At 74.4% G+C, this 16378-nt stretch carries 10 protein-coding genes; 3 read left to right on the top strand and 7 right to left on the bottom strand.

The features are described from left to right. Positions 1-171: 171 nt before the first annotated feature. Entirely contained in the window at positions 172-561 is a 390-nt protein-coding gene (locus ACFWMZ_RS10265; protein WP_383200705.1) for an MGMT family protein, read from the bottom strand. Positions 562-907: 346 nt separating this feature from the next. On the opposite strand from ACFWMZ_RS10265, the gene ACFWMZ_RS10260 reads away from it, so the two are divergent. The 3 genes from ACFWMZ_RS10260 to ACFWMZ_RS10250 all read left to right on the top strand — a co-directional run bounded on the left by ACFWMZ_RS10260 (position 908) and on the right by ACFWMZ_RS10250 (position 7488). Further along, positions 908-3712: a lysylphosphatidylglycerol synthase domain-containing protein gene (locus tag ACFWMZ_RS10260; RefSeq protein ID WP_383200714.1), complete on the top strand. Its 2805-nt coding sequence runs from the start codon at positions 908-910 to the stop codon at positions 3710-3712. A 111-nt stretch (positions 3713-3823) separates the two neighbouring features. Continuing rightward, positions 3824-5413: an alpha/beta hydrolase gene (locus ACFWMZ_RS10255; protein ID WP_383200702.1), complete on the top strand. Its 1590-nt coding sequence runs from the start codon at positions 3824-3826 to the stop codon at positions 5411-5413. Between the two features lie 449 nt (positions 5414-5862). Next, positions 5863-7488, top strand: a complete 1626-nt coding sequence (locus ACFWMZ_RS10250; protein WP_383200699.1) for an alpha/beta hydrolase — start codon at positions 5863-5865, stop codon at positions 7486-7488. Positions 7489-7648: 160 nt separating this feature from the next. On the opposite strand, the gene moeZ is transcribed toward ACFWMZ_RS10250, so the two are convergent. The 6 genes from moeZ to ACFWMZ_RS10220 form a co-directional block, all read right to left on the bottom strand. Next, positions 7649-8827: an adenylyltransferase/sulfurtransferase MoeZ gene (gene moeZ / locus ACFWMZ_RS10245; RefSeq protein WP_383181498.1), complete on the bottom strand. Its 1179-nt coding sequence runs from the start codon at positions 8825-8827 to the stop codon at positions 7649-7651. Between the two features lie 81 nt (positions 8828-8908). Then, a complete protein-coding gene (locus ACFWMZ_RS10240) occupies positions 8909-9658 on the bottom strand; it encodes a spherulation-specific family 4 protein (RefSeq protein WP_383181501.1) in 750 nt (249 codons plus the stop codon). Beyond that, positions 9646-10662, bottom strand: coding sequence for an NAD-dependent epimerase/dehydratase (locus ACFWMZ_RS10235; RefSeq protein ID WP_383181504.1), 1017 nt, complete (start codon positions 10660-10662; stop codon positions 9646-9648). The genes ACFWMZ_RS10240 and ACFWMZ_RS10235 overlap by 13 nt, the downstream gene beginning before the upstream one ends. Before the next feature lie 141 nt (positions 10663-10803). After that, positions 10804-12090, bottom strand: a complete 1287-nt coding sequence (locus ACFWMZ_RS10230; protein ID WP_383200696.1) for a hypothetical protein — start codon at positions 12088-12090, stop codon at positions 10804-10806. Next, positions 12087-14693, bottom strand: a complete 2607-nt coding sequence (locus ACFWMZ_RS10225; RefSeq protein WP_383200693.1) for a DUF3492 domain-containing protein — start codon at positions 14691-14693, stop codon at positions 12087-12089. Before ACFWMZ_RS10225 ends, ACFWMZ_RS10230 begins: the two co-directional genes overlap by 4 nt. Before the next feature lie 347 nt (positions 14694-15040). Further along, positions 15041-16378 carry a DUF3152 domain-containing protein gene (locus tag ACFWMZ_RS10220; RefSeq protein ID WP_383181513.1) on the bottom strand — a complete coding sequence of 446 codons (1338 nt, stop codon included), beginning with the start codon at positions 16376-16378 and terminating at the stop codon, positions 15041-15043.

Below are 16378 nucleotides of genomic sequence, written 5' to 3'. Positions count from 1 at the left end.
AGTACGTCCAGTACGAGGGAGATCCGGGCGCACGCCGAGAGCACGCACCAGACGCCGCAGGCTCTTCCACGAAGATCCGCCGGACAGGGCCTAGGCGCGTGGGCCACGAACCGCACCGGGCAGCGCGGCAGAGGTGTGCGGGACGGGGCGCGGGGTGGTGCTGGAGGGGCGTCAGGAGTGACGTGTGTCACCGGTGGTGCCGTCCCAGCGGGCCCGCCGCATGTCGAGGCGGGGCGCGCTGCCCGGGGAACCGGCCGTGCGCCTGGCCTCGCGCAGCGGGGTGCCCTCGGCCCGGTACCGCTCCAGGGCGCGGCGCTCGTGGCCGGGGAGCAGGGCCCCGTCGGAGCGGACGACGCGCCACCAGGGGACGGCCGAGCCGTAGAGCGCCATGACGCGGCCGACCTGCCGGGGGCCGCCCTCCTCCAGCCACTCCGCTATGTCGCCGTAGGTCATCACCCGGCCGGGTGGGATCAACTCGGCCACGTCGAGCACCCGCTCGGCGTACGGCGGCAGGGCGGGCGGCTCCGCGGGCGGCTGGGTGTCCTGGCTCACGCCGCCCATCCTGCCGCACGCCACCGACAACCCGCGGTACGCGTCGGACCGGGGCGGGATGCCGGGGCGCGGCCCGAGAGCGCGGGTGCCAAGCCCGAAATGGGGGCCATGAGACTTATCAGAGCGGATTCGCGAGCGCGCATTGCCCCCTGATGCCCCGCGGTGTCGCCCGCTCGTGCCACCATCGTGCGGGCAGTGACAGGTGAGACAAGATCGACAGGACACGACGGAACGGACGGGTGTGAGTGCCGAAGCACGACGGAGCACGGCTCCGGTGCCGCCGCGTCCCGGTGACGACGATCTCGCCCGGGCCGTCCCCGGCAGCCGTCCCGCCGACGGGGAGAAGGGCGGCCCGATGAGCGCGGGCGACGACGAGGCCAGAGAGGGCGCACGCGACGGCGCGGCCTCCGGCGAGCCCGACGGAGGCCCCGGCGGGGGCGGCTCCGGCGCGTCCGCGGGTACCGGGGAGCGCGACCAGGGCGCCACGACCGCCGAACCGCGCCCCAGCCTCCTGAAGTACCCCCGGCCGGAGGAGGACCCCGACGAGGCCGAGCGGGACCCGGTCGAGGTGGACGAGCCGCTGCTGGCGGCCCGGGTGCACCGGCCGTCGGACCTGATGCGCCTGCTCATCGGCGCGCTGGCCATCGCGGTCCTGCTCGCGGTGGCGGCGTTCGCGCACGGCACCACCTCCGGGCTGGAGCAGGACATCCGCGAGGGCACCGGCCAGGCGCCCGACCTGTTGATCAAGTTCGCGGGCCTGGCGTCGAGCATCGCGGTGCTGCTGGTCCCGGTGGCCTTCGCCATCGAACGGCTCATCAAACGCGACGGCCTGCGCATCGCCGACGGCGTGCTGGCGGCGGTGCTGGCCCACGGCGTCACCCTCGCCACCGATCTGTGGGTGGCGAAGTCCGCGCCCGGCTCGATCCAGGACGCGCTGACCCAGCCCTCCCCCGGCGACATCCACGCCCTGACCGACCCGGTGCACGGCTACCTCGCCCCGGTCATCGCGTACATGACCGCCGTGGGGATGGCCCGCAGGCCCCGCTGGCGCGTGGTGCTCTGGATGGTGCTGCTGCTCGACGCGCTCGCCATGCTCGTCACCGGCTACACGACGCCGTTCTCGATCGCGCTGACCATCCTGATCGGCTGGAGCGTCGCCTACGGCACGCTGTACACCGTCGGCTCGCCCAACGTCCGGCCCACCGGCCAGACCCTGCTCGCGGGACTGCGCCACGTCGGCTTCCGGCCGGTCGCGGCGGCCCGCGCCGAGGATGTGCCGGAGCCCCCGGGCGGCCTCGCCGGGCGGACCGGGCTGTCGCCCCCGGACCACGGGGACCGCGGCCGCCGCTACTTCGTCACGCTGGAGGACGGCCCGCCGCTCGACGTGACGGTCGTCGACCGCGAGCAGCAGGCGCACGGCTTCTTCTACCGGGTGTGGCGCCGGATGACGCTGCGCTCCATCACCACCCGCCGCAGCCTCCAGTCCCTGCGCCAGGCGCTGGAGCAGGAGGCACTCCTCGCGTACGCCGCGATCGCCGCCGGGGCCAACGCGCCGAAGCTGATCGCCACCTCCGAACTCGGCCCGGACGCGGTGATGCTCGTCTACGAGCACATCGGCGGCCACTCCCTGGACTCGCTGACCGACGAGGAGGTGACCGACGAGCTGATGCGCGACACCTGGCAGCAGGTGCGCGCCCTCCAGTCCCGCCGGATCGCGCACCGGCGGCTGGCCGGGGACGCCATCCTGGTGGATCGTTCCGGCAAGGTGATCATCACCGACCTGCGCGGCGGCGAGATCGCCGCCGGTGAGCTGGTGCTGCGGATGGACATCGCCCAGCTCCTGACCACCTTCGGACTGCGGGTCGGCGCCGAGCGGTCGGTGGCCGCGGCCGTCGCCGTGCTCGGACCGGACACCATCGCCGACTGTCTGCCGTTGCTCCAGCCGATCGCGCTGACCCGATCGACCCGGGCCACCCTGCGGCGGCTCGCCCGGGAACGGTCGCAGCGCGAACGCGAAGCCGTGCTCGACGCCTCGCAGGAGGCCAAGCAGCTGCGCCGGGAGACCGGTCAGCAGGAGGACCGCAAGACCGTCAAGGCCGAGAAGCAGGCGGAGAAGCGCGCGATCGACGACGCGCTGGAGGAGGCCCGCGAGGAGGATCTGCTCACCCAGATCCGCCACCAGGTGCTCCGCATCCGCCCGCAGGCCCCGGTCGAGCCGGCCCGGCTGGAGCGGATCAAGGCCCGCACGCTGGTCAGCTTCATCGCCGGCGCGATCGGCGCGTACTTCCTGCTGACGCAGCTCACCCACATCGAGTTCGGCACCCTCTTCTCGGACGTCCAGTGGGGCTGGGTCGCGGCCGCCGTCCTCTTCTCCGCCCTCAGCTACTTCGCGGCGGCGATGAGCCTGCTCGGCTTCGTGCCGGAACGGGTCTCCTTCCTCCGGACGGTCGGCGCCCAGGTGGCCGGCTCCTTCGTGAAGATCGTCGCCCCGGCTGCGGTCGGCGGTGTGGCACTCAACACCCGCTTCCTCCAGCGCTCCGGCGTACGCCCCGGGCTCGCGGTGGCCAGCGTGGGCGCCTCCCAGCTCTTCGGCCTCGGGGCGCACATCCTGCTGCTGCTCCTCTTCGGCTATGTCACCGGGACGGAGAAGACCCCGTCCCTCACCCCGTCCAGGACGGTGATCGCCGGTCTGCTCACGGTCGCCGTGCTGGTGCTGGTGGTGACCGCGGTGCCGTTCCTGCGGAAGTTCATCGTCACGCGGGTCCGGTCGCTCTTCGCCGGTGTCGTGCCGCGCATGCTCGACGTGCTCCAGCGGCCGCAGAAGCTGCTCACCGGCATCGGCGGCATGCTGCTGCTGACCGCCTGCTTCGTGATGTGCCTGACCGCCTCCGTCCGCGCCTTCGGCGACGGGACGACCAGCGTGTCGCTGGCGGGCGTGGCGGTCGTCTTCCTCGCCGGCAACGCGCTCGGGTCGGCCGCCCCCACCCCCGGCGGTGTCGGCGCGGTCGAGGCGACGCTGACGGTCGGCCTCATCGCCGTCGGCCTCCCCAAGGAGGTGGCCGCCCCGGCGGTGCTGCTGTACCGGCTGCTGACGCTCTGGCTGCCGGTGCTGCCGGGCTGGCTGTTCTTCAACCAGTTGACGCGCAAGGGGTATCTGTAGGGGCTTCCGGGGGCGCCCGGAAGCGCGGGGGCGCGTACGGGACCTGGGCGTACTCACTCGCACGGACCCCGCCCCGCGCGCCGGGGGTGCACGGCGCGCAGGATGGGGGGCATGCCGACTCGCTCCCACCGCAGCCGCACCGTCCTGGTCTCCACCGCACTGCTGCTCACCGTCGCCGCCTCGGTCTCCGCCTGCGGGAACTCCGGCGGCACCGACGAGCCGGGCAGCCAGAACGGCTCCACCCCGGCCGGCGGACTCACCGCGCAGAAGCTCGACTGGTCGAACTGCCCCGCGCCCGACGACGCCCAGGGCGGCGGCACCGCCCCCTCGCCACTGCCCGGCGGCACCCAGTGGGAGTGCGCGACGATGAAGGCCCCGCTCGACTGGGACCGCCCGGACGGCGACACCCTCGACCTCGCGCTGGTGCGGGCCAGGACCAGCGCCAAGAAGGACGACCAGCGGATCGGCTCCCTCATCTTCAACTTCGGCGGCCCCGGCGGCTCCGGAGTGAGTACCCTGCCCGCCTTCGGTGACACCTACGAGACGCTGCGCGGCCGGTACGACCTGGTCAGCTTCGACCCGCGCGGCGTGGGCCGCAGCTCCCCCGTCACCTGCCTCGACGACGCGCAGCTGGACGACTACTTCCAGGCCGACTCCACGCCCGACGACGCGGCTGAGCGCGCCGACCTGACGAAGCGGACGCAGCAGTTCAACGACGCCTGCGAGAAGAACTCCGGCACGGTGCTGCCACAGGTCGCCACCACCGACGCGGCCCGCGACATGGACCTGATGCGCCAGGTGCTCGGCGACGAGAAGCTCCACTACATGGGCATCTCCTACGGCACCGAGCTCGGCGGGGTCTACGCCCACCTCTTCCCCGACAAGGTGGGCCGGGCGGTCTTCGACGCGGTCGTCGACCCGACGCAGAACGCCGAGCAGGGGTCGCTGGGCCAGGCCAAGGGGTTCCAGCTGGCGCTCGACAACTACGCCGAGGCGTGCACGGCGACGACCGAGGACTGCCCGGTCGGCTCGGACCCGGACGACGTGAAGAAGCGCATCGCCGACCTGCTGGCCTCGCTCGACAAGAAGCCGCTGCCCGCCGACGGCGACCGCGAGCTGACCCAGGCCGCCGCCCTGAACGGCATCGCCCAGTCCCTCTACTCCGAGGACTTCTGGGAGTACCTGACGCAGGGTCTGGAGGACGCCTACGACGGGGACGGGCGCATCCTGCTGGCCCTCTCGGACAGCATGACCGGCCGCAACCAGGACGGGACCTACAGCAATCTGCAGTCCGCCAACATCGCCATCAACTGCGCCGACGACAAGCCCCGCTACACGGAGGCCGACGTCCGCGAGAAGCTGCCCGAGTTCCGCAAGGCGTCCCCCGTCTTCGGCGACTTCCTCGCCTGGGGCCTGCTGAGCTGCACCGACTGGCCGGTGGCCGGCGCGGCCGAGCACCCCGACGTGTCGGCCGAGGGTTCCGCGCCCATCGTCGTCATCGGCAACACCGGTGACCCCGCGACCCCTTACGAGGGCGCGCGGCAGATGGCGCGCGCGCTCGGCAAGGACGTCGGCGTCGAGATCACCTACCGGGGACAGGGCCACGGCGCCTACGACAGCGGCAACGCGTGCGTGCGCAAGGCGGTCGACGGCTACCTCCTCAACGGGGCCGTGCCGAAGAGCGGGACCGTCTGCTCCTGAGCGAGGGCGCTCAGGGCTGCGTGGCGCCGCGGGGCGCACGGCGCCGCACGGCGCCGCACGGGTCAGCCGTGGTTGCGGTGATTGCGGTGGCCGGAGCGCGGTCCGCTCCGGCCACCGCTGTTCCACGCCTCGCCGTTCCCCGCCCCGGCGCCCGTCCGCGATGTTCCTGAGCGTGACCGCCGGGAGCCGCTTCACTCGGCCACAGTCGTTGCCCGGGAGTCCCGGTCACGGCCTCCGGCTCGGCTCCGGGGGCTTCCGAGGCGGGGCCGCGACAGCGAGATTTCCCCTCTCTCCCACCCAAATCCCCCTCGTCACCTGCGGCTTCGCTCATCCGGACCACGCAACTCCGGAAGTCCCACCCATTTCCCCTTGATTACTCTCCGTAGCCGACTCTACGATGGCGGAGCCGTCCCGACCCTCGGGACGCATGGGGAATCACGGGGGATCTCATGAAGCCTGGACGCCTGCTGCGCGCTGCCGCCCTGCTGCTCGCGAGCTTTCTCGCCGCCACGGCCACGCTCGGCTGCACGGCAGAGGGGCGACCGGACGCCATGGCCCCTCCGCCGACCGGCGGGGACGGCCCCTCCGCCTCCGACTCCCCTTCAGCGCCGACCACGCCGCCACCTGGGCCAGGCGCGGCGAAGGGCGACCCGCCCTTGCCCAGGAAGCTGACGGCCCAACGCCTGGACTGGAAGCCCTGCAAGACCCGCCGCGGCGGTTCCGCGCCGGGCGCCGCATGGCGGTGCGCCACTTTGCGAGTACCTCTCGACTACGCGGAACCGCGGGCCGAGACCCTCGCCGTCGCGCTGATCAAGGCGGCCGCCACCGGCCCCGAGGACCGGCGCGTCGGCTCGCTGCTCTTCAACTTCGGTGGCCCCGGCGGCTCCGGCGTCGACATGCTCCCGGTTTTCGCCCCGGGGTACGAGCGGCTCCGCGAGCGGTACGACCTGGTCAGCTTCGACCCCCGAGGGGTGGCGGGCAGCTCGGGCATCCGGTGCCGGGACGACCGGCGCATCGCCGCCGCCGAGGCACGGGTGGACCTGACCCCCGACGACGAAGCCGAGGAGAAAGCCTACTTCGAGGACGCGGCCGACTTCGGCCGAGGCTGCGCCGAGGACGCGGCCGGCCTCCTCCCGCACCTCGGCACGGCTCAGGCCGCCCGCGACCTGGACCTGCTGCGGCACATCCTGGGCGACCGCGCCCTGCACTACTTCGGGATCTCCTACGGCACCCAGCTCGGTGCCGCCCACGCCCACCAGTTCCCCGACCGGGCCGGGCGCCTGGTGCTGGACGCCGCCGTCGACCCCGAGGCCGACATGGCCGGCCACGCGAGGAACCAGACGATCGGCTTCCAGCGGGCACTGGAGAACTACCTGCGGAACGAGGGCCGCGACCCCCGCCAGGGAAGCCGCGAGATCGCGGCCCTGCTGGCGCGGATCGACGCCGAGCCGCTGCCCACGGCGTCGGGCCGGAAGCTGACCGAGTCCCTCGCGCTCACCGGCATCATCACCACGCTCTACAGCGAGTTGAGCTGGCCCCGCCTGACCGAGGCCCTGGACCAGGCCGAGAAAGGGTCGGGGACGGCACTGCTGCGTCTCGCCGACTCCTACAACGACCGCGACGGAAAGGGGCGTTACGGCACCCAGGGGCACGCCCAACGGGCGATATCCTGCGCCGACGATCCCGGCCGGCCCACTCCCGAGGAGGCCCGGAAGCTGCTGCCCGAGTTCCGGAGCATCTCGCCGGTCTTCGGTGGACTCCTCGGTTGGGACACGGCGGGCTGGTGTCACGAGTGGCCGGTCGACGGGGTGGCCGAGCCTCCGGGCGTGGAGGCGAAGGACGCCCCTCCGGTGCTGGTGGTGGGAACCACGGGCGACCCGGCGACGCCTTACGAAGGGGCGCGCCGCCTGGCGGACGGCCTGGGCGAAGGCGTCGGCGTCCTCCTCACCCACCGGGGAGAGGGGCACGGGGCCTACGGCTCGGGGAGCGGCTGCGTGGACCGGATCGTGGACGCCTACCTTCTCGACGGCACCGTCCCGGAGGACGGCAAGGAGTGCGCGCCCGACAAGGGGTGACGGGACAGGCGCGGCGCTCTCGCGCGGCACCGCGACCGCCTCGCCCCGCACAGCCGAAGGGCCCGTCCACCTCATGGGCGGACGGGCCCCGGGCCTCGTCACGGTGACGGCTTCCCTCGCGGCCGGACCCAGGGGGGACCGGACCGCCGGGGCGTCGGACTCAGTAGACGGGCTTCTGCGGCTCGATCTGGTTGACCCAGCCGATGACGCCGCCGCCCACGTGCACGGCGTCGGAGAAACCGGCCGACTTCAGCACGGCGAGGACTTCCGCACTGCGGACACCCGTCTTGCAGTGCAAGACGATCTTCTTGTCCTGCGGGAGGTCCTGGAGCGCGGTGCCCATGAGGAACTCGTTCTTGGGGACCAGACGGGCGCCGGGGATGGAGACGATCTCGTACTCGTTCGGCTCGCGGACATCGATGATCTCGATGTTCTCGTCGTCGTCGATCCACTCCTTGAGCTGCTTGGGAGTGATCGTCGAACCGGCGGCGGCCTCCTGGGCCTCGTCGGAGACGACGCCGCAGAACGCCTCGTAGTCGATGAGCTCGGTGACCGTGGGGTTCTCGCCGCAGATGGCGCAGTCGGGGTCCTTGCGGACCTTGACCTGGCGGTACTGCATCTCCAGGGCGTCGTAGATCATCAGGCGGCCGACCAGCGGGTCGCCCACACCGGCGAGGAGCTTGATGGCCTCGGTGACCTGGATGGAGCCGACCGACGCGCAGAGCACACCGAGGACGCCGCCCTCGGCGCAGGAGGGGACCATGCCGGGGGGCGGGGGCTCCGGGTAGAGGCAGCGGTAGCAGGGGCCGTGCTCGGACCAGAAGACCGAGGCCTGGCCGTCGAAGCGGTAGATGGAGCCCCAGACGTACGGCTTGTTGAGCAGCACGCAGGCGTCGTTGACCAGGTAGCGGGTGGCGAAGTTGTCCGTGCCGTCCACGATCAGGTCGTACTGGCTGAAGATGTCCATCACGTTGTCGGCCTCGAGCCGCATCTCGTGAAGGATCACGTCCGTGTACGGGTTGATGCCCTTGACCGTGTCGCGGGCGGACTCGGCCTTGGAGCGGCCGATGTCGGCCTGGCTGTGGATGATCTGGCGCTGGAGGTTCGACTCGTCGACCTCGTCGAACTCGATGATCCCCAGCGTGCCCACGCCGGCGGCGGCCAGGTACATGAGAGCGGGCGAACCGAGGCCGCCGGCGCCCACACAGAGCACCTTGGCGTTCTTCAACCGCTTCTGCCCGTCCATCCCCACGTCAGGGATGATCAGGTGGCGGGAGTACCTGCGGACCTCGTCGACGGTGAGCTCAGCAGCTGGCTCGACCAGGGGTGGCAGCGACACGGGGACTCCGTTGGTCGATCGGGGACAGGACAACCCCCGCATGGGCGGGGACCACTAGCCGTAACACTGCCACGCCCTTCTTCATTCCGAGACACCCGTTCCGACCTGCGAGACAATCGCGTCCCAGTAGCCGGGCATGCTCTCCCAGCAGCCACTTCGGCCCTCCTTGGCCGTGCGGTCGGTGAACCAGATGGTGCCCGCGCCCTGCCAGCGGGCGATGCGCAACCCCTGCGGGAGGTGGCCGCGCGGAAGGCTGTGGACGAGGTGGCAGAAGCGCTCCGGCGGGTAGGCGGCGGTCCACTCGGGCGCCTGGGACCAGCGGTAGTCGTGCCAGGGACCGCTGAAGGTCACCAGCTGGTCCGCGGTCTCGGCGTAGCCGGGGTGCGGGTGCGTGCCGTGGGCGGTCACCAGGTGTCCGCCGCCGAGCAGGTCGCGCAGGGCTCCGGCGACGCGGCGCAGCTCGGGCAGGGCGGCGCGCTCGGTCGGGCAGCGGTCGAGGTAGAAGCCGTCGACGAGGTACCAGTCCCGGAAGCGGTGGGCGTCGGAGAGGAGGGCGCCGAAGCTCCGTTCACCGCCCGCCAGGTCGAGATGCCCCACCACGCGGACCTGAGCGTTCCGCAGGCGTCCGGCCGCCTCGAGGCAGTGTGGGTCGGGGCGTTCGCCGGGGCCGTTGGCGATGTTGAGGACGGTCCAGTGGACCCCGGTGCCGACACGGGGCAGAGCCTCCCATTCGCGCGGGGCCACCAGGGGGTGGGCGTAGCCGGGGACACCGAGGCGGAGTTGTCCGGCGCTCAGGACGGGCTGGGCTTCCGGCGGCGTCAGATACGGCACGCCGCCTCCATCCAGATGTCGGCCAGGGACTCCTCCAGGTTGATCCGGGGGCGCCAGCCGAGCCGGTCGCGGGCGGTACGGACGTCGGCCTGCTGCCAGCTCCCGCAGCCGTCCGGGTACGGGTACGCCGCCGGGGAGGGGGCCAGGTCCGGGTCCGGGCGAGGGTGGCCGATGGCGGCGCGGAGCCCTCCCTGTCCGTGATCGGCACGGGTGTGCAGCCCGGCGGGAGCGCTCGGCGGGTACCCGGAGGGGGCGTCCAGCTCGTGCAGGGCGCCGCCGTATCCGGCGACGCGGGCGAGGACCGCGGCGGCGTCGCGGAGGCGGACGGCCCGGCCGGAACCGATGTTGATCACACCTTGGGCGGCGGAGAGGGAGGCGGCATGGACGGCCCGGGCGACGTCGCGGACGTCGACGAAGTCGCGCTGCACACCGAGGCCGCCGAGCTTCAGTTCGCCGTCGCCGGACTGCATGGCCCGGCGCATCGCCTCGGCGAGTCGGCCGAGCGGCGACCCGGCGGGGGTCCCCGGACCGGCGGGCGAGAAGACGCGCAGGACGACGGCGTCGAGCCCGGAGCCGAGGACGAGTTCGGTGGCGGCGAGTTTGCTCACGCCGTAGGGGCCCCCGGGGCGGGGCACGGCGTCCTCCGCGGTCGAGGAGCCGGGCTGGCTCGGCCCGTACTCGGCGCCGCAACCGATCTGGACCAGCCGGGCGCCGCAGCCGCTGCGGCGCAGGGCCTCGCAGACGGTGGCGACGGCGACGGTGTTGTGCCGGGTCAGTTCGCGGGCTCCGGCGCGGGTGGCTCCGGCGCAGTTGACGACGACTCCGGGGTGGACGGCGTCGAGGAACCGGGTGAGCGCGCCGGGGCTGCCGGTGGAGAGGTCGAAGCGGACGTCGGCGTCGTCGCCTCGGCCCAGCGCGGTGAGCTGGACGGCGGGGTCGGCGAGCAGGCGGTCGGCGACGAAGCGGCCGATGTATCCGTTGGCTCCGATCAGCAGCACCCTCATCGGTCGGCTCCCGGGCTGTTCCGGCGTCGGGTGGTCGTCATCTGGTGGTCTCCTTCGGATGGGATGCGGTTCGGGTGCGGCGCCGTGCGCTCCGTCGGCCGTGGCGACCGGGCGCGCGGGCGGCGCCGGTGGCCCGGCGGGTCAGCGGGTGCCGGGGTCGGTGTGGGCGGAGGCCCGGGAGAGCGCCGGAACGGCCCGGATCAGCAGGGCGAAGGCGGCGACCGCGCAGGCGAGGGTGGGCACCGCTTCGGCGCCGCACACCTCGGTGAGCGTCTCGACCGGCAGCCCGAGGAATCCGCAGCCGGGCAGCCGGGCGGCGAACACACTGCAGAGGGCTGCCAGTTCGACACCGGCGGCGGTGGCGAGGGCGACGGCGGGGGCGGACCGGTGACCGTGCACCATGAGCAGCCGGGCCAGGAGGAGCAGGGCTCCCAGGGCTCCGGCCCCGGCGAGCGCGGGCGAGCCTGCGAGCAGGACGCCGGCCAGGGCGAGCAGGCCGGTCAGCACGGTGACGTAGAGGGTCAGCGAGGTGAGGAGCAGCGGCCGGGTGGCGGCGGCGAACTCGCCGAGTCCCCGGCTGAGGGCGAGCCTGCGGCGGGCGCCGCCGCTGAAGAGGCGGGCGCAGAGCACCGCGGGCCACATCGCGAGGGCCAGGCCGAGGGCGGTCGCGGTGTCCGGCGGCCAGAGCCGGTCGGGTCCGCCGCGGACGGCGGCGGCGAGGAGCCCGTCGCCGAGGACGGCGTAGCCCAGCAGCCAGAGGGTGGCGACGCGTACGACCGCCCCGGCGGGGCGGGGGGTACGCAGCGGGCCGTGGCGCAGGCAGAGCTGCACCGCGCTGAGGACGGCGAGCACGCCCGCGAAGACGGCCAGTCTCCGGGCAAGGCCGGAGGGCGCCTGGGCGAGTCCGGCGAGCAGCCCGGCACAGAGCGCGCCCGGCAGCGCGGGCAGCAGGACCAGGGTGAGGAACCGGGGCGGGCCCGGGTACGCGGTGGGCTCGGTCACCGCTACCGGCTCGGTACCCGGGGCGGAGGGTCCGGCGGAGCGGTCGGAGCTGTGGCGCGGCACGCGGGCGTACATCTCCTCGGCCAGGGAGAACACGTCCCGGTGCCGGAAGCGGGCGGCGGTACGGTCCGTCAAGCCGTGCGCCTCCAGTCCGGCGGCGATCTCCAGCGGGTCGACGGCGCGGGCACAGAGTTCACGGTGGCGGTGCATGAGCGCCTTGACCGGGTCCCCACCGCCGGCCACCACCGCATCCGGACCACCGGCGCCCGCTCCGGCCCACTCCCCCACTCCGGCGTCGGGACGCCCGTCCGTGGCACCGGGGCGCGCGGGCGTTCCGTCCCCGGCGGACTCCCCGTGCCCGGGGAAGGCGGGCCGTGCGGGCCGGCTGGGCGCGTCGAGGGGGCCCGGGGCGTGATGCGTGGTCATGGGGTCTGCTCCCTGAGGTTCCTCAGCGGTCCGGCCGCGGTGGGGCCCGCGACGGCGCTCTCCGTCGTTCCCGCGCTCATCGCCTCGCCGCCTCGTTGCTCGCGGCCGCCACCGGAGCGGCGCGGCGCGGGGCCGGCACCGGGGGTTCGTGGCGTGCGGGGGGCCGGGCCGTCGACGCGCGGGGGCCGAGCGGCGGGCGCGGTTCGGTGGCCGGTCGCGTCCTGCGGAAGCTCTCCCGCATGCGGCTCGTCGGCCGGGCCGGGGACTTCCGCCGGGCCGGGGGCTTCCGCCGGTGCGGACGGCGTCGGCCGGGGGATCGCGACCCCCAGGTCGGGGGCGCCGGACTTGTCGCCGGCGGCGCTCGGAGCGGGCGAAGCGGTCTCGGTGCCGGTGTCGCCGACTCGCGTGTCCGCGGTGCCGGAACCCCCGAGGCAGGTGGCGGCGGGAAGCGGCGCCGCGGCGCCGCGGGTCCAGGACTCGTCGGCCGCGGACCGCGACATGGTCAAAAAGGAAGGCCCAGTGGCCGCCCCGCCCGCCGGGTCCCCCGCCGGACTCCTCTTGGCGAACGGCGTCCCCCCAATTCCTTCCGCCCTCACCTCGACTCGCTCTCCAGCGAAAACCGGTCCGCCCACGGAGCCGTACGCCTCACCACCCGGCGACCTCACCGCGCCGGCGACCCCGCCCTGCCCCGCCAACCGCCTCGCATCCGGCCATTCCTCCCCGCCCCTGGCCCCACCGGCCGCGCCCCCGACCGCCCCGTCGCCCCGCCCCCGCCGGGCCGCCGCCGCCTCGTCCAGCACCGCCCAACTGGGTACGCGCCGCAGTTCCGCGCCACTGGCCGTGACGGGGTCGGCCGCGGAGGGCGCATCGGCGCGCGCCCCCGCCTCGGCCGTTCCGCCACCGAAGGGAGCGCCCGTGCGAGGGGCGTCCCAGGTGTTGCCAAGGTCGCCCTCGGGGCGTGCCGCCTCGGCCCAGCTTCCGCGCACGCGGGTCTCGGCCGGGTGGGCGAAGGGCATCGGGGTGCCTTCCTCGTCCGTGTGGGGGCGCCGTACCGGGTAGTGGGAGACGATCTCCAGATAGAGGGCGCGGAAGCGTTCGACGTTCTGGTCGACGGAGAAGAGTTCCAGGGCACGGGAGCGGGCGGCGGCGCCGAGGCGGTCGCGGCGGACGGGATCGCGCAGCAGGGCGAGGCAGGCGTCGGCGAGGGCGGCCGGGTCCTTGGGGGGCACGACGAGGCCGGTACCGCCGACCGCCTCGACGACGGCGCCGACGTCGGTGGAGACGGTGGCACGGCCGCAGAGCATCGCCTCGACCACGCTCACCGGGAAGCCCTCGACCACGCTGGAGAGGACGACGACGGCGCCCGAGGCGTAGGCGTCGGCGAGGCCGGTGGTCCCGGCCTCGGCCTCGCCGACTTCGTCGAAGGTGACGGCGGCGTCCGCCGTCTCCGCCCCGGCGCACACCTCGCGCGCCAGTTCCCGGCAGTGCGCCAGGTACGCGGCGGCCTCCGCGCCGGGGGCGAGGCTGCCGACGAGGCGCAGCCGGGCCCGGGGCTCGGCGCGGCGGATCTCGGCGAAGGCGTGCAGCAGCGTGACGAGGTCCTTGCCGGGCTCGATCCGCCCCACCCAGACCAGAGTGCGGGGATCGCCCGCGGGGCCCTCGCCGACCGCCGCGAACGGCCGGGCGTCCAGTCCGGGGTGGACGGTGCGCAGCCGGTGCCGCTCGGCGCCGCACCGTTCCTGCCAGCGGCGGACGTGGGCGCTGCCGGGGGTGATCAGTGCGGCCTGGTCGTAGACCTCGGCGGTGAGGAGGTGGTGGAAGGCAGCGCCGAGGGCGCGTACGGGGGCGGTCGACTCCCGTCCGGCGGCGGCGAGGTAATGGGTGCGCAGCGGGACGTGGTGCTCGGTGACCAGGAGCGGTACGCCGAAGAAGTGCTGGGCGAGCAGGCCGGGCAGGGCGGCGGTGCCGCCGGAGGCGGCGTGGCAGAGGTCGACGCTGCCCAGTCCGCCCCACCCCGCCCCCCCGGAGTGCGCTCCGCGGGCGTCGCTGTCGGCGTACCAGTCGAGCGAGAGGGGGCGCAGCGCGCCCTCGATCAGCGCGGCGACGGCGAGGAGGTCGGGGACCCGGGCGTCGTGGGCGGCGCGCAGGGCGCCGGGGGCGCGGCAGGCGCGTTCGAGGATGCGGACGGCGCCCTCGGATCGGAGCGCGGCGACCAGGCCGCCTTCCTCGCGTGCCAGGTCGGCGAGGCCGTACAGCGCCCTGCGGAAACGGTCCTTCTGGACGCGGAGCGCTTCCTCGTCCAAGCGGGTGGCACCGGAGCAGACGGCGGCGGCGAGGTCGGCGTAATGGGCGTGGAGGCGGCGGCGGGCGCGGCGGCCGTAGGTGACGCCGTCCTCCTCGGCGTACCAGAGCGGCGCGGTGCGGACGCGGTGGATCTCCGGCGGGAGCGGGACCCAGCCGGACTCCTCCTGGGAGGCGGAGCGGCTGAGGGCGTAGAGGTCGAACTCGTGGGGTGCGAGCCCGCGTACGAGCCGGTCGCACCAGAGTCCGCCCTCGCCCCCCGCGTACGGGTAACCACCCTCGGTCAGGAGTCCGATGCGCATCTGTCCCACCTCCGATCTCCCGTGCGGGGAGCCGCCGTTGTCGCGCCGGGGGCATCGGCCCCGCAGCGGGAAGAACGTATGCGGACAGGAGGGCGGTACGACGGACGGTTGTCCGTCGCGCCATCAAAAGGGGTGAACGGGCGTAACTTTCGCCGCGCGGCGACGTTCCGCGTGCTGATGCGGCGCGAGGCCAAGAGGGAGGCGGCGCCAGGGTTCAGGCCAGGACACGCACCGAAGGGGGCCGCGCCCGCGTATGCCGGTGTGCGGGCCGTGACGTACGTACGCGGCGCCGAGGCGAGGGCAGGGCCCCCGCAGTGCCAGGGGGCCGGAGGCGGCCGGGCGGCGGCTCAGTTCGGGTAGGCCCAGGGGTTGGCCTTGCAGGTGATCCCATCCATGGAGAGGAACTTGGTCTGCTGCTGCATGACGGGCGCCAGGGCGCCGTCGCGGCTGCAGCTGACGTGGTTGAAGCCGAGCCGGTGGCCGACCTCGTGGTTGATGAGCATCTGCCGGTACGGGTGTATGGCGTCGCCGTAGGTCTCGGCGCCCTGCGCCCAGCGGTAGGCGTTGACCATGACGCGGTCGGTGGAGGCCGAGTCGCAGGAGACGTTGTCGATGGTGGTGTCGAGGCCCGACTTGGCGCACCACTCGGCGGTGGTGCCGGGGCTGGCCAGGGTGATGACGAAGTCGGGCTGCCCGGACGAGATCCGCTCGAAGGTCCGGGCGCCGTCGTGGGCCCAGCTGCGGTCGTCGTTGAGCGTCTTCTGCACGGCCTCGGCGAACAGCTTGCCGTCGAGGCCGAGCCCCTTCTCCACGTCGACGCGGTACCGGAAGAGCTGTCCCTTGCCGGGGGCCTTCTCGAAGCCGGGTACGGCGGCGAAGTCGCCGTCGGCCGTCAGGTCGGCGTCGAGCGCCAGCTTCTTGCCCATCCGCTGCTCGTAGCTGGGCGGCGCCGTCTTGGGCGCGGGTGCCGGGGAGGCGGGCGTGGGCCGGCCCTCGGAGCGCGAGGCGGTGCCCTCGGCCGCCCGGCCGGAGTTGTCGGAGGCGGAGCGGGAGGCGGCCCCGTCGTCCTGGCCGCCGAGGAACTGCCCGCCCACGACCACCGCGAGCACCGTCACCACGGCGGCGGCGCCGACGCCGGTGAAGGCCCATCCGCGGCCGCCCCGGCGGGACCTCGTCCTGTCGGCGGGCGGCTCGTCGCCGCCCCCGTCCGGGCCCTCGGCGCCGGACGCGGTCGCCGGGGTGTCGTCGAAGTCGGTGTCGGGGGCGTACGCCGTCGCGCCGGGAGCCCGGCCGCCGCGCTCCTCCGTCACCTGGACGGGTGACCTGCGGGGCACCCCGGCCGCGAAGAGGTCCTCGTCCTCGAAGGCGTCGAGGTACTCCTGGCGCGGCCCGGGCATCTCCCGGCCGCCCGCCGGGGCGGGTCCGCGCGGCGGGCGACCCCAGCCGCCGCCGGGCTCGCGCTGCTCGGGGTGGCCGCCGCGGACGGCGTCCTCCGGGGCCAGCGGCGGCGGTACGGGCCGCCGCCGCCCGGGCGGGGGCCCCTGCCCCCGGGGGGCGCGGCGGACGGCCGCGTCCGGTGGCGGCCCGTCGGCCGGGTACTGCTCGGTGGCGCCGGTGTCGCCCGGCCGGGTCCGCCCCTGCGCGGCGGACCCGGCGGACGACGAGGGGCGACGGTGACGTCCCAC

This window comes from Streptomyces sp. NPDC058373 (assembly GCF_042723275.1).
Lineage (GTDB): Bacteria > Actinomycetota > Actinomycetes > Streptomycetales > Streptomycetaceae > Streptomyces.
Note: the sequence above shows the minus strand (reverse complement) of the source record. Positions and strands in the feature narration are given on the sequence as shown.

Excerpts from the sequence above, each read along its gene's own strand:
- ACFWMZ_RS10235 (WP_383181504.1), bottom strand. The coding sequence starts at position 10,662 with ATGAGGGTGCTGCTGATCGGAGCCAACGGATACATCGGCCGCTTCGTC.
- ACFWMZ_RS10230 (WP_383200696.1), bottom strand. The coding sequence starts at position 12,090 with ATGACCACGCATCACGCCCCGGGCCCCCTCGACGCGCCCAGCCGGCCC.
- ACFWMZ_RS10260 (WP_383200714.1), top strand. The coding sequence starts at position 908 with ATGAGCGCGGGCGACGACGAGGCCAGAGAGGGCGCACGCGACGGCGCG.
- ACFWMZ_RS10225 (WP_383200693.1), bottom strand. The coding sequence starts at position 14,693 with ATGCGCATCGGACTCCTGACCGAGGGTGGTTACCCGTACGCGGGGGGC.
- ACFWMZ_RS10265 (WP_383200705.1), bottom strand. The coding sequence starts at position 561 with ATGGGCGGCGTGAGCCAGGACACCCAGCCGCCCGCGGAGCCGCCCGCC.
- ACFWMZ_RS10255 (WP_383200702.1), top strand. The coding sequence starts at position 3,824 with ATGCCGACTCGCTCCCACCGCAGCCGCACCGTCCTGGTCTCCACCGCA.
- ACFWMZ_RS10250 (WP_383200699.1), top strand. The coding sequence starts at position 5,863 with ATGAAGCCTGGACGCCTGCTGCGCGCTGCCGCCCTGCTGCTCGCGAGC.